The sequence below is a fragment of the Curtobacterium sp. SL109 genome (genome assembly GCF_026672405.1).
GTDB lineage: Bacteria > Actinomycetota > Actinomycetes > Actinomycetales > Microbacteriaceae > Curtobacterium.
Genome location: NZ_JAPPRB010000002.1, coordinates 1,643,367 through 1,659,046, shown reverse-complemented (window position 1 = coordinate 1,659,046; position 15,680 = coordinate 1,643,367). Strand labels below are relative to the sequence as shown.

The following is a 15,680-nucleotide window of genomic DNA, read 5'->3' as shown; positions in this document are numbered from 1 at the left end:
GGTTGCGGTCGTCGTTGCGGCCGCGACCACCGTTCAGACAGGAGGCTCGGTGCCAGCTGGCGCCGGGCCTCCTGTCCGTCAGTGGGTCGCTGCCAGGTCCTGCAGCAGCGTGGGTCGCGTCGGCACCCAGCCGTAGGCCGAGCGCGCGTGCGCACCCGAGCACTCCTGGTGCATGAGCAGGGCGTCCGCGAAGTCGGCGCCGAGTCGCTCGCGGGACGCGTCGACGCTCTCGGCGACGACCGGGGACCCGTGCGCCCCGGCCTCGGCGATCTCGCGCATCGTGGGGTTGTCCCCGGTCGCCGCGAGGACGTACCCATCCTGCTCGCCCCGTTCGAGCGCGAGGACGTAGAGCTCCGCGAGGTCGTCCACGTGCACGGTCGTCCAGCGCTGCGAGCCGTCGCCGACCAGGCGCACCTCGTGCTCGCCGTCCCCGACGAACATCTGCGGGATGCCGGCGCCTCGGCCGTACACGATGCCCGGGGCGACGATCGTCGTGCGCGCGCTGCTGGCCCGGACGAGGGCCTCGTTCGGGCCGCGCCAGGCGGTGAGCGCCGGCGGGGAGACCGGCGACTGCTCGGAGATGTCCGTCGAGTTGCCGAAGGTGAAGATGCCGCCGGTGTGCACGAAGGGCTTCGGGGTGCCCTCGATCGCACGGAGGACCGTGCGCACGAAGTCCGGGTCGACCTCGGCCGCACTGGCGGTGTGGACGACGCCGTCGGCCTCGTGCACGAGCCGTTCGACGACCTCGGTGTCCGTGACGTCGCCGACGAGGGCAGTGCCGCCGGCCTCGCGGACGACCTGGGCCTTCTCGTCGGAGCGGACGATCGCGGTGACGCGGTGCCCGTGGCTGATCAGGGCGCGGAGGACGGAGGAGCCGATGTAGCCGGACGCACCGGTGAGGAAGACGTGCATCGGTCCAGACAACCACGCGTGCCGGTCAGCACGGTGGGTGCGCGCCGGGCCTGGGTCTCGGTCTCGGTCTCGGTCCGGGCGTGCGTCGGGGTGGTTCGGCTCAGTTCAGGGTCCAGGCGCGGCGCTTGACGAGCACGTGGCCGCGGGACGTGGTGAGACGGCTCCAGGGGCCGGTCTCGAACAGGCGCACCGGGTCGTGCCCGAGGAACCCGAGGCTCTCCCCCGCGAAGCCAGCCGCTGCCGGCAGGTGCTCGATGCCCGGCACCGGTCGGCCCCAGACCTCGGAGCGGACCTTGCGGACGACGGCTTCGCCCGAGTTCGTCGGGACGGCGTCCGCGACCTCGGCGATCCCGGCCTTGGCGGCGCGGCGGAGGAGCTCCGGCGAGACGTCCGGCAGCGGGACCCAGCCACCGCGCGGCGGCGAGATGGCGGCCCAGGTGACCGTGTGGACCTCGTGCGGGAGCTCGACCTCGATCGGGGTGGCACGGGTGGGGTCGGCCCCGTCGGCGTGTTCGGCGTCCTGCGTCTCGCCGAGGACCCGGAGGCGCTCCTGGAACGACGCGAGCGGCACGACGACGTCGATCGTCACGGGCTGGGTCAGCGAGAACGTGCGGAGGCCGAGGACCGTGGGGAGCTCGTCGAGCAGCCCGAGTGGGTACATGATCGCCGTGTAGACGGCCAGCACGCCGGAGTCGGCGATCAGGCGGACGGAGCCGTCCTCGACGCGGGCGGCACGTGCGAGGTACGTGCGGAGGTCCCCGAGCGAGGCGGCGTCGGGCAGCGTGAACGAGGTGCTCATGTCGTGCTGATCCTACCGGGACCCCGCCGTTCGTAGACTGCAGGGGTGGTGATCGGTGAACCGGACTTCCTGCAGACCCTGCGACTCGAGGACACGGGCGCGAGCACGCGCGAGACGATCCTGACGGGTGCGAGCCACTGGTCGGCGAACGGCCGCGTGTTCGGCGGCCAGGTGCTCGCCCAGTGCGTCGTCGCGGCGCAGTCGACGATCGAGGGGCGGGCCATCCACTCGATCCACGGGTACTTCCTGCGCCCCGGCGACATCGAGGTGCCCATCACGTTCGGGGTCGAGCGCATCCACGACGGGCGCTCCTTCGCGACCCGCCGGGCGCAGGCGTACCAGAACGGCGTGCCGATCTTCTCGATGATCGCGTCGTTCCAGACCGAGGACGACGGCGTCGAGCACCAGGACCCGTTCCCCGAGGACGTCCCCGAGCCGGAGTCCCTGCCGTCGGCCGCGTCGGTGCTGTCGGCGATCGACCACCCCGTCGCTCGTGCATGGGCCGAGCGGGCGATCGACCTGCGCCACGTGGACGGCCCGGTGTTCGTCGACGTCGAAGGCGAGCAGGTCCCGCATCAGGCCGTGTGGTTCCGGGTGCAGGGTGCGCTGCCGGACGACCCGGCGCTGCACCGCGCGGTGCTGGCGTACGCGAGCGACCTGTCGATCCTCGAGCCGATCATGCGCCGGCACGCGGTGGCGTGGGGAACGCCCGGGGTGAAGAGCGCGAGCCTGGACCACGCCATGTGGTGGCACCGGGACGGCCGTGCTGACGACTGGATCCTGTACACGCAGGAGTCGCCGAGCGCGCAGGGTGGCCGGGGTCTGGCGTTCGGTCGGATGTTCTCCCGCGACGGGCGTCTGCTGGCGAGCGTCGCGCAGGAGGGCATGATGCGCCTGCCCCGCGGGCGCTGAGGTCCGCGACCGGTCAGGGCCGGGAGAAGACCACCGGCGGCTCGACGTACTGCTCACACGCGGCCCGCTCGTCCGCGGTGAGACGCCTCGGCCGGTTCGTCGCGGCGTCGACCATCACGAGCGTGGTGGTCGCCCGCGTGTAGAGCTCGGCAGGTTCCTGCCCGACGGGCGACCAGACCTCGTAGGAGATGTCGAGGCTCGCACCACCGAGGCGCCCGATCCACAGCTGGATGTCGAGCGGGCGTCGGTAGTACGGCGTGGACGCGAGGTACTCGAGCCGCTGCGCCGCGATGACGGTCATCGTGCCGGACCCGGGTCGGCCGTCGATGACCGGCTGCGGCGCGGACCCCGACTCGTCGACCTCGTCGGGATCCGGCGCCCAGAACGCCAGCACGCGTGCCTCCTCGAGCAGCCGGAGCATCGCCGAGTTGTTCACGTGCCCGTAGGCGTCGATGTCACTCCAGCGGATGCGGACCGGCGTGTGCAGCCGCGCCATGCGAGGTCAGTCCCGCGTGAGCTTGCGGTACGTCGCCCGGCCCGGCTTGGCCGCGTCGGCACCGAGGCGCTCGATCTTGTTCTCCTCGTACGCCTCGAAGTTACCCTCGAACCAGTACCAGTTCGGCGTGCCGTCCTCGTTGAGGCCTTCCCACGCCAGGATGTGCGTCGCGATGCGGTCGAGGAACCACCGGTCGTGCGTGATGACCACGGCACAACCGGGGTACTCGAGCAGCGCGTTCTCGAGGCTGCCGAGGGTCTCGACGTCCAGGTCGTTGGTCGGTTCGTCGAGGAGCAGGAGGTTGCCGCCCTGCTTCAGCGTCAGCGCCAGGTTGAGACGGTTGCGCTCACCACCGGAGAGGATGCCGGCACGCTTCTGCTGGTCCGGGCCCTTGAAGCCGAACTGCGACACGTACGCGCGGGACGGGATCTCCGTCTTGCCGACCTGGATGTAGTCCAGACCGTCGGAGACGACCTCCCACAGGTTCTTGTTCGGGTCGATGCCGCCACGGCTCTGGTCGACGTAGGAGATGTCGACCGTCTCACCGATCTTCAGCGTGCCGCCGTCGAGGGGCTCGAGACCGACGATCGTCTTGAAGAGCGTGGTCTTGCCGACGCCGTTCGGGCCGATGACGCCGACGATGCCGTTGCGGGGCAGCGTGAACGAGAGGTCGCCGATCAGGACACGGTCGCCGAACTGCTTGTGCAGCTTCTCGGCGTCGATGACCTGCGAGCCCAGGCGGGGGCCGACGGGGATGACGATCTCCTCGAAGTCGAGCTTGCGCGTGCGCTCGGCCTCCGTGACCATCTCCTCGTACCGGGCGAGACGGGCCTTGGACTTCGCCTGGCGGCCCTTCGTGTTGCTCCGGACCCAGTCGAGCTCCGAGGTCAGACGCTTGGCGAGCTTGGCGTCCTTCTTGCCCTGGACCTCGAGACGAGCGCGCTTCTTCTCGAGGTAGGTCGAGTAGTTGCCCTCGTACGGGTAGAGACGGCCACGGTCGACCTCGGCGATCCACTGGGCGACGTGGTCCAGGAAGTACCGGTCGTGGGTCACGGCGAGGACGGCACCGTGGTACTGCTGCAGGTGCTGCTCGAGCCACTGCACGCTCTCGGCGTCGAGGTGGTTGGTGGGCTCGTCGAGGAGGAGCAGGTCGGGCTTCTGCAGCAGGAGCTTGCAGAGTGCGACGCGACGCTTCTCACCGCCGGACAGGTGCGTGACGAGCTCGTCCCCCGGGGGGCACTGGAGCGCGGCCATGGCCTGCTCGAGCTGCGAGTCGAGGTCCCACGCGTCTGCCGCGTCGATCTCCTCCTGCAGGGTGCCCATCTCGGCGAGCAGCGTGTCGAAGTCGGCGTCCGGCTCGGCCATCAGGGCGGAGATCTCGTTGAAGCGGGTCAGCTTGCCGTGGATCTCACCGACGCCTTCCTGCACGTTCTCGAGGACGGTCTTCGTCTCGTCGAGCTCGGGCTCCTGCATCAGGATGCCGACGCTGAAGCCGGGCGTGAGCTTGGCCTCGCCGTTCGACGGCTGGTCGAGACCGGCCATGATCTTGAGGATCGTGGACTTGCCGGCACCGTTGGGCCCCACGACGCCGATCTTGGCGCCGGGGAGGAACGACATCGTGACGTCGTCGAGGATCAGCTTGTCGCCCACTGCCTTGCGGGCACGGACCATGGAATAGATGTACTCGGCCATATCTCGCCCAAGTGTAGTGACCCGATCGCCGGACCGTGCGGGGGCGAGCACGTCAGGCGGCATCGCGGTGCTCAGCGTCGCCCTGGACCATCGCCGCCGCGCGGGCTGCGGTCGCTGGGTCGGGGAGCTCGTCGTCCGCCCCGCCGACCGACCCGTGGCTCCCCGGTCCGTGCTGCTGGTCGTCCCCGTGCGGCTCGTCGCCGTGCTCGTGGTCTCCGTCGTGGGGGTCGTCGTGGTGCGGCTCGTGGACCTCCCCCGTCTTCGGGTCCACGGACGGTCCGACCCCGGGTGCCGCCGACCCCTCGGACGCGTGCCGCGGGACCTTGATCCAGTTGCTGATGCCCCACGCGAGGTCCTGGCCGATGCCCTCGGCGTCGATCTCCACCGACGTGCCGCCGCGGCCGTCCCGTTCCCACGTCCGGATGCGGACCCGGCCGGTCACGATGATCCGGTCACCCTTCTTGACGGACTTGTGGACGTTCGCCGCGAGGGAACGGAACGCGGTGACGGTGAACCAGTTCGTCGGTCCGTTGGTCCAGGTGGCGTTGGCGCGGTCCCAGCGTCGGGACGGGGACGCCAGGCGCATGCTCGTGATGGCGATGCCGGTCTCGGTGACGAGGTGGCGGGGCTCGGTCGCGACGATGCCGCAGACGGTGATGGTGTCGTTCATGCACCGATCGTCATCGAGCCCCGGTCCGCCGTGGCGGGCCGGGGCTCGATGTGTGCAGTGGGATCCGAGAAGGCGACCTGTGGAGGAGAAGTCCCCCGGGCCTCCCGACCGGATCACCGATCAGTGCGCGTGGAACTCCGGGCGTGACGCGAGCGGCCCGAGCGCCTTGTGCACGGCACCCTTCGCGGTCTCGAGGGACGGGTACGTCCCGCTCCGACCCGCTCGGAGTCCGTAGAGCTCGACCCGGAAGCCGTCGTCGGCGCGGTGGATCGCGCCCACCGCTCCCGCCGGCCCCACTGCGACCCAGGTCGCGGTGTCACGCGTCGTCGCGTCGTTCGTCGTCGTGTCGTTCGTCATCGTTCGACCACCTCCTCGTGGCCCCGACGCCCGTCGTTCAGGACGCCAGGATGTACTGACTGTAGGCCTTGCGGACCTTGTTCACCTTCGGCAGTGCGACTGCGAGGCAGTAGCCCTGACCGGGGTTCTTCGCGAAGAAGTCCTGGTGGTACTCCTCGGCGGGGAAGAACGTGGTGAGCGGCTCGATCGTCGTGACGATCCCGCCGTCCCAGATGTCCGACGCGCGCTCGATCGCCTTCTCGAACAGCGCGCGCTGCTCGTCGTCGGCGGGGAACATCGCGGAGCGGTACTGCGTGCCGACGTCAGCGCCCTGGCGGTTGAGCTGGCGCGGGTCGTGCAGCGTGAAGAAGACGTCGAGGATGACGTCGGCGGGGATGACGGACTCGTCGAAGGTCACCGCGACGGCCTCGGCGTGACCGGTCGAACCGGTGCACACCAGTTCGTAGGACGGGTTCTCGACCCGGCCACCGATGTAGCCGGACTCCACGTCCTGCACACCCTGGAGCGTGCGGTACACGGCGTCGAGACACCAGAAACATCCACCTGCGAGCACGAACGTGGTCATGGGCACAACCTATCTTCCTGGCCTCCGAGGAGACCGGACTGGGGGATACCTCCTCCACAACACCGGTCCGGCGCCGTCTGTTCCCCAGTGCACCATCGCCCCCTCGGCGTGTCGGTGGTGGCCCGTAGCGTCTCCACCAGACGGACAGCCACCGCCCAGCACCACGCACCGACGAACGAAGGAGACCCCTTGCTGACGAGCACCGAACCCCAGCTGTACATCCGCACGGTCTCCCCCGTCGCCCGGTCGCGCGGCGACCTCCGCATCCTCGACGTCCGTGACGACCTCTCCCGCGTCACCCGGACCAACGGCGAGATCGTCGGGTACGTCGACCGGGTCGACATCGCCGGCGGCACCGCGTACCGCGCCCGTCGCTACGTCCCGGCGGAGCGGCGCTTCGTGGAGCTGCCCAACGTCTGGTCCGCCGACGACGCGGTGGACTGCCTCCGCTGGTGACGCCGGCGCGCGCTCGGCAGCGCTGACGCCGCTGCCTGCTCGGCAGCACTGCCGCCCGTGGGATGCGGGGAACGCCGCCGAAGGTCCCTCAGAAGACGCTCGCTCCTGGATATGGTGCGCGCATGGACTGGTGGAACGACTTCATCGACTGGACTTCGTCGGACACGGGCTGGCGGGTCTTCTCGGGAGCGGTGATCCCCTTCGTGGCAATCATCGTCGCCGGGATCGTCGCCGCCCTCATCGGCCGCAGCGCCACCAAGCGGGTGGTCGCCCTGCAGGAACGCGAGTCGAAGAACGCCGCCGTCGCGGCGATCATCAGCGCTGCTCGCAAGGCCGCGACCTGGGGTTCGCTCGGCCACGACGAGCGGAACTACACGGACCACCTCGCCGAGGACGCCGACATCCGCCTGCGTCTGCTCCCCACCACCGGAGCACCGCTCGCCGCCACCTGGGCGCAGCACGAGATCGCGGACATCAAGAAGAACTCCTCGACCTTCAACTTCCAGGCCGACCAGTCCCTCGCCGAGTTCCGTGACCGACTGCTCGAGTGGCAGGCGCGCCCGGGTCGCGCGAAGAAACTGTTCAAGAGCGACCTCGAGCGCTGGAAGTTCGAGTCCCCCGACCCCGACGCGGACCTGATCAAGCGCCAGCAGAACTGGAGCGCCGACCAGGCCGACGGCAAGCGCGCCCCCGAACCGGCGCCGACGCCGACGCCGACCACCACGTCACTCCGTGCCCCCCAGCGGACAGGAGGCTCCCCCGCCCCCGCCGCGCAGCCCACGTCCGCCGCGTCCGGCTCCACCGCCCCTGCCGCGGTCGGCGGGACGGCCGCCGCCTTCGCCGCCGCGCGCGCCGATGCCGCCCCGTCACGTGGTGACGACTCGGACTCTGGTTCCGACTCGAACGAGACGACTCCGATCTCCGACGGTGCGACGCGCTCGTACGCCGATGGCGTCACGCAGCCGTACTCCGACGGGGTCACCCGGCCGTACTCGGATTCCTCGGACGGGGTCACCCGGCCGTACGCCGGCTCGTCGGACGGGGTCACCCGGCCGTACGGTGACGACCAGGTCGCGCCGATCCGTCCGGCGCTCGGCACCCCTGGCTCCTCCACGCGTGACTCGTCGATCCCGTCGTGGTCCTCCGCGTCGTCGCCTGCATCCCCCGCGTCGTCGGGCTCGTCAGGCTCGTCAGGCTCGTCGGGCACGTGGGGCTCGTCCTCGAGCTCGACGTCGGCGTCCGACTCGGACAACGACGACGCGGTGGACGACACCGTCTCCCCCGAGCGCCTCGCGGAACTGCGTGATGCCCGGACCAGCGACGGCGACCAGGACGCTCCCGACACCAGCTCCGGCACGCCGACGTCGGCGCCGAACCCGTCCGAGAACGCCCCCGCAGATCCGGACGACTCGACCTACACCCAGCCGATCAGCGCGAACGAGCTCCGCCGTCACGCCGAGGACGACGAGTAGTCACCCGCACACCCCGTGCACGGACGAGGGCCGCCATCCGATCGGATGGCGGCCCTCGTCGTCGGTGCCCCCGGCAGGAATCGAACCCGCGGCACGGTGGGTAGAAACCACCTGCTCTATCCACTGAGCTACGGGGGCTGACTCCCTCGATCTTATTCTGGACCGCGGGTGAGGCGGTCGACCCACGCGTCGACCTCCCGCTGCGAACGCAGGCGCACGATGCGCAGATGTGGTGCGGACCGCTCGAGTGGTGGCACCTGCTGCCGCATCTTCCACTGCGTCCGGAGGCTCCACCGGACGATGTGGTCCCGGCTCGTGAAGAAGGTCCAGAACGGCGGCTCGACGTTGCCGTTCCACAGCTCGACCCGTCCGAGTCGCCGCCTGACCGTCCGACGCAGGAGTCGCCAGAAGGCCACAGGGATCGGCAGGTCGAGCCACACCAGGGTGTCGGCGCGCTGGGCCAGCGTCGCCCGCACCTGGCGGTACTGCCACTCGGTGACCCAGGCCGGTTCCGCCGTGTAGGCCTCGACCTCGGCGACGAACTCCGCCCGCGGCTCCCACCCCGGCCCGTGGTACCGGCTGTCGATCTCGGTGTGCGGGATCCCGAGCGCCCGACCGATCCGGCCCGCGGTCGTGGTCTTGCCCACGCCGGTCGTGCCCGCGACGAGCACACGCCGGGGCACCGGATCGAGGACGTCATCGGCGCTGAGCATCCGTCGACCCTACCCACCCGTGCGGGCGCCGGCCGATCGCCCGCGGCCCGCGGTCGCCGACGCCGAGCGGGCGGAATGCCGCGGTCGGCCCGCACACGCACCCCGGCATTTCGCCCGCTCGGCCGTCCGCGCGTCCCGCCTGCCACCCCGCGGCGACGAGCGGGCGAAATGCCGCGGTCGGCCCGCACGCGCACCCCGGCATTTCGCCCGCTCGGCCGTCGGGCTGTCCCGCTGCCACCCCCGCGGCATCGAGCGGGCGGAATGTCGCAGTCGGCCCGCACGCGCACCCCGGCATTTCGCCCGCTCGGCCCTCCGCCGGTTCCGCGCCCGCGGCGCCGCCGGGCGAGCGGGCGGAATGTCGCGGTCGGGTACCCGGCGCACGCGGGCATTCCGCCCGCTCGGGCGAGCGGCCGTCCGCGCACGCCGACCGGCCCCGCAACACGGCGTTGGGCGCGCGCTTGCCCTCCGTTCGCCTCCCGGCCACGCGGCCTCCCTAGCGTTCGAGCATGAGCACCCTGCGCGTCGTCGCCGTCATCCCGGCACGCGCCGGCTCGAAGGGCATCCCCGGCAAGAACCTCCGCACCGTGGGCGGCCGCATGCTGCTCCGGCGAGCGATCGAGTCCGCCCAGCGTGCCCGGCTCGTGGACGGTGTCGTGGTCTCGACGGACGGGGACGACATCGCCGCCGAGGCCGTCGCCGCCGGGGCACGCGTGGTCCGACGCCCGCCGGAGCTCGCGGGCGACGAGGCCTCGTCCGAGTCCGCGCTCCTGCACGCCCTCGACGCCCTGCACGCCACGGGCGACGAGCCGCAGGTGCTCCTCTTCCTCCAGGCCACGTCGCCCTTCATCGACCCGGCCGACCTCGACGACGCCGTCGCCCGGGTCATCGGTGGCTCGGCGGACGCGGTGTTCGCGGCCACGCCCTCGCACGCCTTCCTCTGGCGTGTCGACGCTGCCGGGCACGCCGTCGCGGTGAACCACGTCGCATCCGTCCGCCCCCGCCGTCAGGACCGCGAGCCGGAGCACCGCGAGACCGGCGCGTTCTACGCCCTCCGCACGGACGGGTTCCGGCAGCACCAGCACCGGTTCTTCGGCCGCGTGGAGATCGTCTCCGTGGACCCGAGCGGTGCGATCGACATCGACGACGAGTCCGACCTGGCCCAGGCCGAAGCGCACGCCACGCACCAGGCGCAGAACGCGCAGGCCATGCACCACCCGCTCGACCCCCACCACACCGCGACCCTGCCGGAGCCACTCGACCCCCAGTGGTGGCACCTCGCCACGACGAACGGAGCACCATGACCGTCCACATCGGCACGTCCACGATCGGCGCCGGGCACCCCGCCTACCTCATCGGCGAGATCGGCCTGAACCACAACGGCGACGTCGACATCGCCAAGCAGCTCATCGACGTCGCGGCGGACGCCGGGCTCCAGGCGGTCAAGTTCCAGAAGCGCACGCCCGCGATCTCCACGCCCGAGCACATGAAGCAGACCCCGCGCAGCACCCCGTGGGGCGAGATGACCTACCTCGAGTACCGCTACCGCGTGGAGTTCGACCGCGACCAGTACATCGAGATCGGCGACCACGCCACGCTCCGCGGCCTCGACTGGTTCGCGTCGCCGTGGGACGAGCCGTCGGTGGACTTCCTCGAGGACCTCAACGTCGTCGCGTACAAGATCGCCTCGGCCTCCGTCACGGACCTCGGCCTGCTCGCCGCGGTGGCCGCGACCGGCAAGCCCGTGATCCTGTCGACCGGCATGTCCACGCTGGAGCAGATCGACCGCGCGGTCGCGGCCCTCGGCACGGAGCAGCTCGTCCTCATGCACGCGACGTCGACGTACCCGCTGCCGCCCGAGGAGGCCAACCTCCGCATGATCGACACCCTCGCCCAGCGCTACAGCGGCGTGCCGGTCGGCTACTCCGGCCACGAGCCCGGCCTGCAGATCTCGGTCGCCGCCGTCGCCCTCGGCGCGACGGCCGTCGAGCGCCACATCACGCTGGACCGCACGATGTGGGGCTCCGACCACGCCGCGTCGCTCGAGCCGCACGGCCTGAAGACCCTCGCGCGCGACGTCCGCATCATCGAGACCGCCCTCGGCGACGGGGTCAAGCGGGTCATGCCGGGCGAGCTGGCACCGCTGGCGAAGCTGCGTCGCGTCGACGCGTGAGGGCGGACGGTCCGGTCACGACGGCGCGGTCGCATGACCGCGACGGCACGGCCGGGAGGCTCGTGGTCGGGATCGTGGACACGGACTCCTTCGCGAAGTGGGGCGCCCACCTCCTCGCGGCAGCGCCCGCCGACTGGTCGCTGGAGCTCCTCGTGGTGCACACCCCGCGCACGGCGAGCCCGGCGCAGCTCCGGTCGGCGTTCCGCGGGCTCGACGACCGGCTCGCACACCTGACCACTGAGCCGCCCGCACCGCTCGACGTCGACGCGGTGGTTGAACGCCTCCGCCAGGACCCGCCGGACGCGGTGCTCGTGTCGGTGATCGGTCCGGTCGCCGAGCTGCTGATCGAGGAGGTCCACCGCCGGGTCCCTCGTCGTCCGGTCCTCGTGACCGGACTGCCCGGGATCTCGTTCCCGGCGAAGTGGAAGGGCGTGTTCTCCCGCGCCCGGGCCGACCTGTTCGTGCTGCACAGCCACCGCGAGGTGCGCGACTACGAGGCCCTGGCCACCGAGAACGGCGTGGAACCGTTCTTCGCGCTGGCCACGCTGCCCTTCGCCGCCGCACCCGCCCGCACCGCCCCGAACGGCACCGTTCGGCGCAGCCCCGCTCGGACACCGGACTCCGTGGTGTTCGCCGCGCAGCCGAGCGTGCCGCCCACCCGCGACGAACGCGCCCGCGTCGTGCACTGGCTCGCCGAGACGGCCAGGCAGCACCCGGAGTGGCGCGTCGTCGTGAAGACCCGGGCGGTCGCCGGCGAGCAGCAGACCCACCGAGAGGCCTTCCCCTACGCCGACCTGGTCCCCGCGGACGCGCCGCCGAACCTCGTCGTGGCGACCGGGCCGATGGCGACGCACCTCGACCGCGCGGTGGCCCTGGTGACGATCAGCTCGACCGCCGTGCTCGAGGCCGTCGCCCGCGGCATCCCGGCGCTCACCCTGACGGACTTCGGGATCAGCCGGCCGCTCATCAACGAGGTCTTCGTCGACAGTGGACTCGAGGGCGACGCCATCGACCTGGTGGGCGGAGTCTTCGGAACGGTCCGGCCCGACTGGAGGAGGGACAACTACTTCCACCAGGAGTCGGACGACGACTGGGCGATCCGGACCGATCGGCTGATGGCGCTGCGGGACGTCGGGGCCCTCGTCGACCGACCAGCCGCACGACGGAGCCGCGGCGGGGTGTTCCGTCGGGCGTGGGAACGGAAGAACGCCCTCGGACCGGCCGACCAGTCAGTGCTGGGGCTCGTCGCGCTCGTGGCCGGGGTCCCCGTGCGCACGGCGAAGCGCCTCGTGCGGCAGGTCGTCCGACTGGTTCGTCCGCCAGCACCGGCCGTCGTGAGGGCACCGCGCACGCAGCGGCAGCAGGCCCATGCGCCGGACGCAGCCGAGGGCGCGACGGCGACCACGGCCGTGGCGGCGACCACTCGCTGAACCGGAGCGGTCTCGGGGAGCCCAGCCGGGCCTCCCGTCCGGCTAGTCGACCGCCTTCGCGACCGCCAGCAGCAGCTGGTCGCGCGACGGGACGCCGGGAGAACGGAAGACCTCGGCACCATCCGCCCGCCGCACGATGATCGTGGGGGTCGAACGGATGCCGAGGTCTTCAGCGTCGTCGGGGTACGACGCGACGTCGCGTTCGACCACGTCGAGCCCGGGGACGATCCGTGCCGCGTCGGCAGCCACCCGGCGTGCGGCGGCACACGGTGCGCAGAAGGCGGACGTCCAGAGGTCGAGCTGCATGTGGTCCTGCAACGTCGTGGCGGGTGGGACTACTCCCGGTCGAACTCGCCGCTGCGGTCGCCGCGCTCCTGCAGGTCGTCGAGGTCGTCGGACTTCTCGGGCTCGTACGTGTAGTCGACCGAGACCTGGTCGACCACGTGGCGGGTGTGCGTGGCCTTGTAGGTGAAGGCCGTCTGCAGGCCCTCCACGTCCGCGAAGACCGTCACCTCGTCCTCGATGCCGTCGCCGGTGGCGGTGCGGGTGTCCGTCGTGCCGTCGAAGGGACCCTGGTGGTAGATGGCGGTGTACTCGTCGCCCTCGTGGATGGTGATGTCGCTCATGTCCTCCTGTCTACCAGGGGCCTGCTGTCCAGGACGCCGTTGCCTGTTCCATAGCCCTGCTATATAGTTCAGGCATGGAATCATCGCGCGCCGAGACGGTCGAGACGCTCCTCGTCTCCGTGAACCGCCTGATCCGCACGGCCGTCCAGGCGACCGGCAACAGCACCTCCCCCGCCGTCTGGCGCACCCTCGGGATCCTGGAGACCGACCAGCCACTCCGGGTCGGCGAACTCGCGACCGCCTCGCGCGTGTCGCAGCCGACCATGACCCGACTCGTCGCCGGGATGCTCGACGACGGCCTGGTGTCACGGTCCGTCGACCCCGACGACTCCCGCGGCCAGCACATCGGGATCACCGATGCCGGTCGCGCGCGCCTGATCGAGTGGCGCGCCACCCTCACCCGCACCGTCGGCCCGGTCTTCGCGGACCTCGACGACGACCAGTGGGACGTCCTGCACGAAGCATCGGCCCTCATCGCGACGAGGACCAGAACGGAGATCCCCGCGTGAACGCCCACGCACCTGCTGCCGCCGGTCCTGCGGCTGCCCACGCACCTGCCCAGAAGGGCAGCATCCTCAAGCAGTCGAAGGCGGTCTGGGCGATCGCGTTCGCCTGCGTCGTCGCCTTCATGGGCATCGGCCTCGTCGACCCGATCCTGCCCGCGATCGCCGCCTCGCTCCGGGCGACGCCCGCGCAGACCGAGCTGCTCTTCACGAGCTACCTCGCGGTCACCGGCGTCGCGATGTTCTTCACCAGCTGGGTGTCGAGCCGTATCGGCGCCAAGCGCACCCTGCTCATCGGGCTCGCCCTCATCGTGGTGTTCTCCGTGCTCGCCGCCGTGTCGAACGACGTGTGGACGATCATCGACTTCCGCGCGGGCTGGGGTCTCGGCAACGCGCTCTTCATCTCCACCGCGCTCGCGACGATCGTCGGCGCTGCCTCGGGTGGCACCGCGTCCGCGATCATCCTCTACGAGGCGGCACTCGGCCTCGGCATCGCGATCGGCCCCCTCGTCGGCGGCCTGCTCGGGTCGGTCAGCTGGCGCGGGCCGTTCTTCGGCGTCACGTCCCTGATGGCGATCGCCTTCATCGCGGTCGTCGTGCTCCTGAAGACCTCCGGGCTCGAGAAGCCCACGCCGACGAAGCTCTCCGCGCCGTTCCGTGCCCTCGCGCACCCGACGCTCGCGGCCCTCGCTGCCACCGCGCTCTTCTACAACATCGGCTTCTTCGTGCTGCTGGCCTACACGCCGTTCCCGCTCGGGTTCGGGGCGCTCGGCATCGGGTTCACGTTCTTCGGCTGGGGCGTCGGTCTCGCGATCACCTCGGTGTGGGTCGCCCCGATGCTCACCGCCCGGCTGCGACGGACGACCGTGCTCCGGATCGCGCTGCCGCTGCTGGCGCTCGACCTGTTCGCCGCGGCCGTGGTCGTGACGTCGCAGCCCGGGCTCATCGTCTGCGTCGTGGTGGGCGGCCTGGTGCTCGGTGTGCTCAACACCGTGCTGACCGAGTGCGTCATGGAGGCCACCGACCTCCCCCGCTCCGTGGCCTCGAGCGCGTACTCGGCCGTCCGGTTCATCGGCGGTGCGATCGCTCCGCCCGTGGCCACGCTGCTCGCTGACGCGTACTCCCCGAGTGCGGCCTACGTCTTCGCGGGGACGTCCGTGGCCGTGGCGTTCGTGGTGACGACCGTGGCCGCTCGGGCGCTCCGGCGGGTGGACGACGGCCCGGAAGGCGCGCGCGTCGAGGCCGAGGCCATCTCCGCCGGCGAGGCCGTCTGAGCTTCGGCTCGTCCGGGCTCCACTGCCAGGAGGCCCGGTGCCGGTCCGTCGGACCGGCACCGGGCCTCCTGGCGGTTGCGGCCCCACCCCGTGGTTCCGCCCGCCGCCCGCCCGCCCGCGTCGAGCGGGCGAAATGTCGGCGTCCGCCGCGGAGCCGACCGCGGCATTCCGCCCGCTCGGCACCCGGGCCCGTCTCGTGAACGAGGGGGCGACCGCCCGCCGCGTCGAACGGGTGAAATACCCGCGTCCTCCGCGGACCCGACCGCGGCATTCCGCCCGCTCGGCTGGCCGGGCTCGTCTGGTGAACGAGGGGCGACCGCCCGCCGCGTCGAGCGGGCGAAATACCCGCGTCCGCCGCGGACCCGACCGCGGCATTCCGCCCGCTCGGCACCCGGGCCCGTCTCGTCAACGAGGGGCGCCCACCCGCCGCGTCGAGCGGGCGGGATACCCGCGTCCGGCGCGGACCCGACCGCGGCATTCCGCCCGCTCGGCACCCGGGCCCGTCTCGTCAACGAGGGGCGCCCACCCGCCGCGTCGAACGGGCGAAATGTCGGCGTGCGCCGCGGCCGCGACCGCGGCATTCCGCCCGCTCGGCACCCGGGCCCGTCTCGTGAGCGGAGGGGCGCCCGCCAG

The 15,680-nt window shown here is 71.7% G+C and carries 18 protein-coding genes and 1 tRNA gene; 8 read left to right on the top strand and 11 right to left on the bottom strand.

Annotated features, from left to right (window positions below; all coding sequences use genetic code 11):
• Positions 1 to 78 precede the first annotated feature (78 nt).
• A complete protein-coding gene (locus OVA28_RS09405; RefSeq protein ID WP_268096730.1) occupies positions 79 to 912 on the bottom strand; it encodes an NAD-dependent epimerase/dehydratase family protein in 834 nt (277 codons plus the stop codon).
• Positions 913 to 1,012: 100 nt separating this feature from the next.
• Entirely contained in the window at positions 1,013 to 1,711 is a 699-nt protein-coding gene (locus tag OVA28_RS09400) for a hypothetical protein (protein ID WP_194660675.1), read from the bottom strand.
• A gap of 51 nt (positions 1,712 to 1,762) precedes the next feature.
• On the opposite strand from OVA28_RS09400, the gene OVA28_RS09395 reads away from it, so the two are divergent.
• Positions 1,763 to 2,623 (top strand): acyl-CoA thioesterase, encoded by an 861-nt coding sequence (locus tag OVA28_RS09395; protein WP_442780823.1) that lies wholly within the window; start codon positions 1,763 to 1,765, stop codon positions 2,621 to 2,623.
• A 13-nt stretch (positions 2,624 to 2,636) separates the two neighbouring features.
• Here the strand turns inward: OVA28_RS09395 and OVA28_RS09390 are convergent, their stop codons facing one another.
• From OVA28_RS09390 to msrA, 5 genes are all read right to left on the bottom strand, one after another.
• Positions 2,637 to 3,119: an acyl-CoA thioesterase gene (locus OVA28_RS09390; RefSeq protein WP_194660674.1), complete on the bottom strand. Its 483-nt coding sequence runs from the start codon at positions 3,117 to 3,119 to the stop codon at positions 2,637 to 2,639.
• A gap of 6 nt (positions 3,120 to 3,125) precedes the next feature.
• The gene (gene ettA, locus OVA28_RS09385; protein ID WP_194660673.1) at positions 3,126 to 4,811 is read right to left on the bottom strand and encodes an energy-dependent translational throttle protein EttA; all 1,686 of its coding nucleotides are present in this window, start codon (positions 4,809 to 4,811) and stop codon (positions 3,126 to 3,128) included.
• Positions 4,812 to 4,863: 52 nt separating this feature from the next.
• Positions 4,864 to 5,481 carry a single-stranded DNA-binding protein gene (locus OVA28_RS09380; RefSeq protein ID WP_268096728.1) on the bottom strand — a complete coding sequence of 206 codons (618 nt, stop codon included), beginning with the start codon at positions 5,479 to 5,481 and terminating at the stop codon, positions 4,864 to 4,866.
• 120 nt (positions 5,482 to 5,601) lie between these two features.
• Entirely contained in the window at positions 5,602 to 5,838 is a 237-nt protein-coding gene (locus tag OVA28_RS09375) for a methyltransferase (protein ID WP_194660671.1), read from the bottom strand.
• A 37-nt stretch (positions 5,839 to 5,875) separates the two neighbouring features.
• Complete coding sequence (msrA, locus tag OVA28_RS09370) at positions 5,876 to 6,403, bottom strand: peptide-methionine (S)-S-oxide reductase MsrA (protein ID WP_194628988.1); 528 nt, start codon at positions 6,401 to 6,403, stop codon at positions 5,876 to 5,878.
• Positions 6,404 to 6,592: 189 nt separating this feature from the next.
• Between msrA and OVA28_RS09365 the strand changes: the two genes are divergently transcribed.
• Both OVA28_RS09365 and OVA28_RS09360 read left to right on the top strand, forming a co-directional pair.
• Entirely contained in the window at positions 6,593 to 6,859 is a 267-nt protein-coding gene (locus OVA28_RS09365; protein ID WP_268096726.1) for a hypothetical protein, read from the top strand.
• Positions 6,860 to 6,981: 122 nt separating this feature from the next.
• Positions 6,982 to 8,331, top strand: a complete 1,350-nt coding sequence (locus OVA28_RS09360) for a hypothetical protein (RefSeq protein ID WP_268096725.1) — start codon at positions 6,982 to 6,984, stop codon at positions 8,329 to 8,331.
• A gap of 65 nt (positions 8,332 to 8,396) precedes the next feature.
• Here the strand turns inward: OVA28_RS09360 and OVA28_RS09355 are convergent.
• Together OVA28_RS09355 and OVA28_RS09350 are read right to left on the bottom strand one after the other, a co-directional pair.
• Positions 8,397 to 8,469, bottom strand: a tRNA-Arg gene (locus OVA28_RS09355).
• A 14-nt stretch (positions 8,470 to 8,483) separates the two neighbouring features.
• Entirely contained in the window at positions 8,484 to 9,044 is a 561-nt protein-coding gene (locus OVA28_RS09350; protein ID WP_268096723.1) for an AAA family ATPase, read from the bottom strand.
• A 506-nt stretch (positions 9,045 to 9,550) separates the two neighbouring features.
• Between OVA28_RS09350 and OVA28_RS09345 the strand changes: the two genes are divergently transcribed.
• Genes OVA28_RS09345 through OVA28_RS09335 form a run of 3 tightly spaced genes read left to right on the top strand, consistent with a single transcriptional unit; the run spans position 9,551 to position 12,644 of the window.
• Positions 9,551 to 10,345, top strand: coding sequence for an acylneuraminate cytidylyltransferase family protein (locus OVA28_RS09345; RefSeq protein WP_268096722.1), 795 nt, complete (start codon positions 9,551 to 9,553; stop codon positions 10,343 to 10,345).
• A complete protein-coding gene (locus OVA28_RS09340; RefSeq protein WP_194660667.1) occupies positions 10,342 to 11,214 on the top strand; it encodes an N-acetylneuraminate synthase family protein in 873 nt (290 codons plus the stop codon). The genes OVA28_RS09345 and OVA28_RS09340 overlap by 4 nt, the downstream gene beginning before the upstream one ends.
• A complete protein-coding gene (locus tag OVA28_RS09335) occupies positions 11,211 to 12,644 on the top strand; it encodes a DUF6716 putative glycosyltransferase (RefSeq protein ID WP_268096721.1) in 1,434 nt (477 codons plus the stop codon). The genes OVA28_RS09340 and OVA28_RS09335 overlap by 4 nt, the downstream gene beginning before the upstream one ends.
• A 42-nt stretch (positions 12,645 to 12,686) precedes the next feature.
• On the opposite strand, the gene OVA28_RS09330 is transcribed toward OVA28_RS09335, so the two are convergent.
• The gene (locus tag OVA28_RS09330; RefSeq protein WP_194628976.1) at positions 12,687 to 12,950 is read right to left on the bottom strand and encodes a thioredoxin; all 264 of its coding nucleotides are present in this window, start codon (positions 12,948 to 12,950) and stop codon (positions 12,687 to 12,689) included.
• Between the two features lie 29 nt (positions 12,951 to 12,979).
• Positions 12,980 to 13,270: an oligoribonuclease gene (locus tag OVA28_RS09325; RefSeq protein WP_268096720.1), complete on the bottom strand. Its 291-nt coding sequence runs from the start codon at positions 13,268 to 13,270 to the stop codon at positions 12,980 to 12,982.
• 74 nt (positions 13,271 to 13,344) lie between these two features.
• Here OVA28_RS09325 and OVA28_RS09320 point away from each other — a divergent pair, with 74 nt between their 5' ends.
• Both OVA28_RS09320 and OVA28_RS09315 read left to right on the top strand, forming a co-directional pair.
• The gene (locus tag OVA28_RS09320; protein ID WP_194660665.1) at positions 13,345 to 13,779 is read left to right on the top strand and encodes a MarR family winged helix-turn-helix transcriptional regulator; all 435 of its coding nucleotides are present in this window, start codon (positions 13,345 to 13,347) and stop codon (positions 13,777 to 13,779) included.
• 62 nt (positions 13,780 to 13,841) lie between these two features.
• Positions 13,842 to 15,047 (top strand): MFS transporter, encoded by a 1,206-nt coding sequence (locus OVA28_RS09315; RefSeq protein ID WP_268098187.1) that lies wholly within the window; start codon positions 13,842 to 13,844, stop codon positions 15,045 to 15,047.
• Positions 15,048 to 15,680 lie beyond the last annotated feature (633 nt).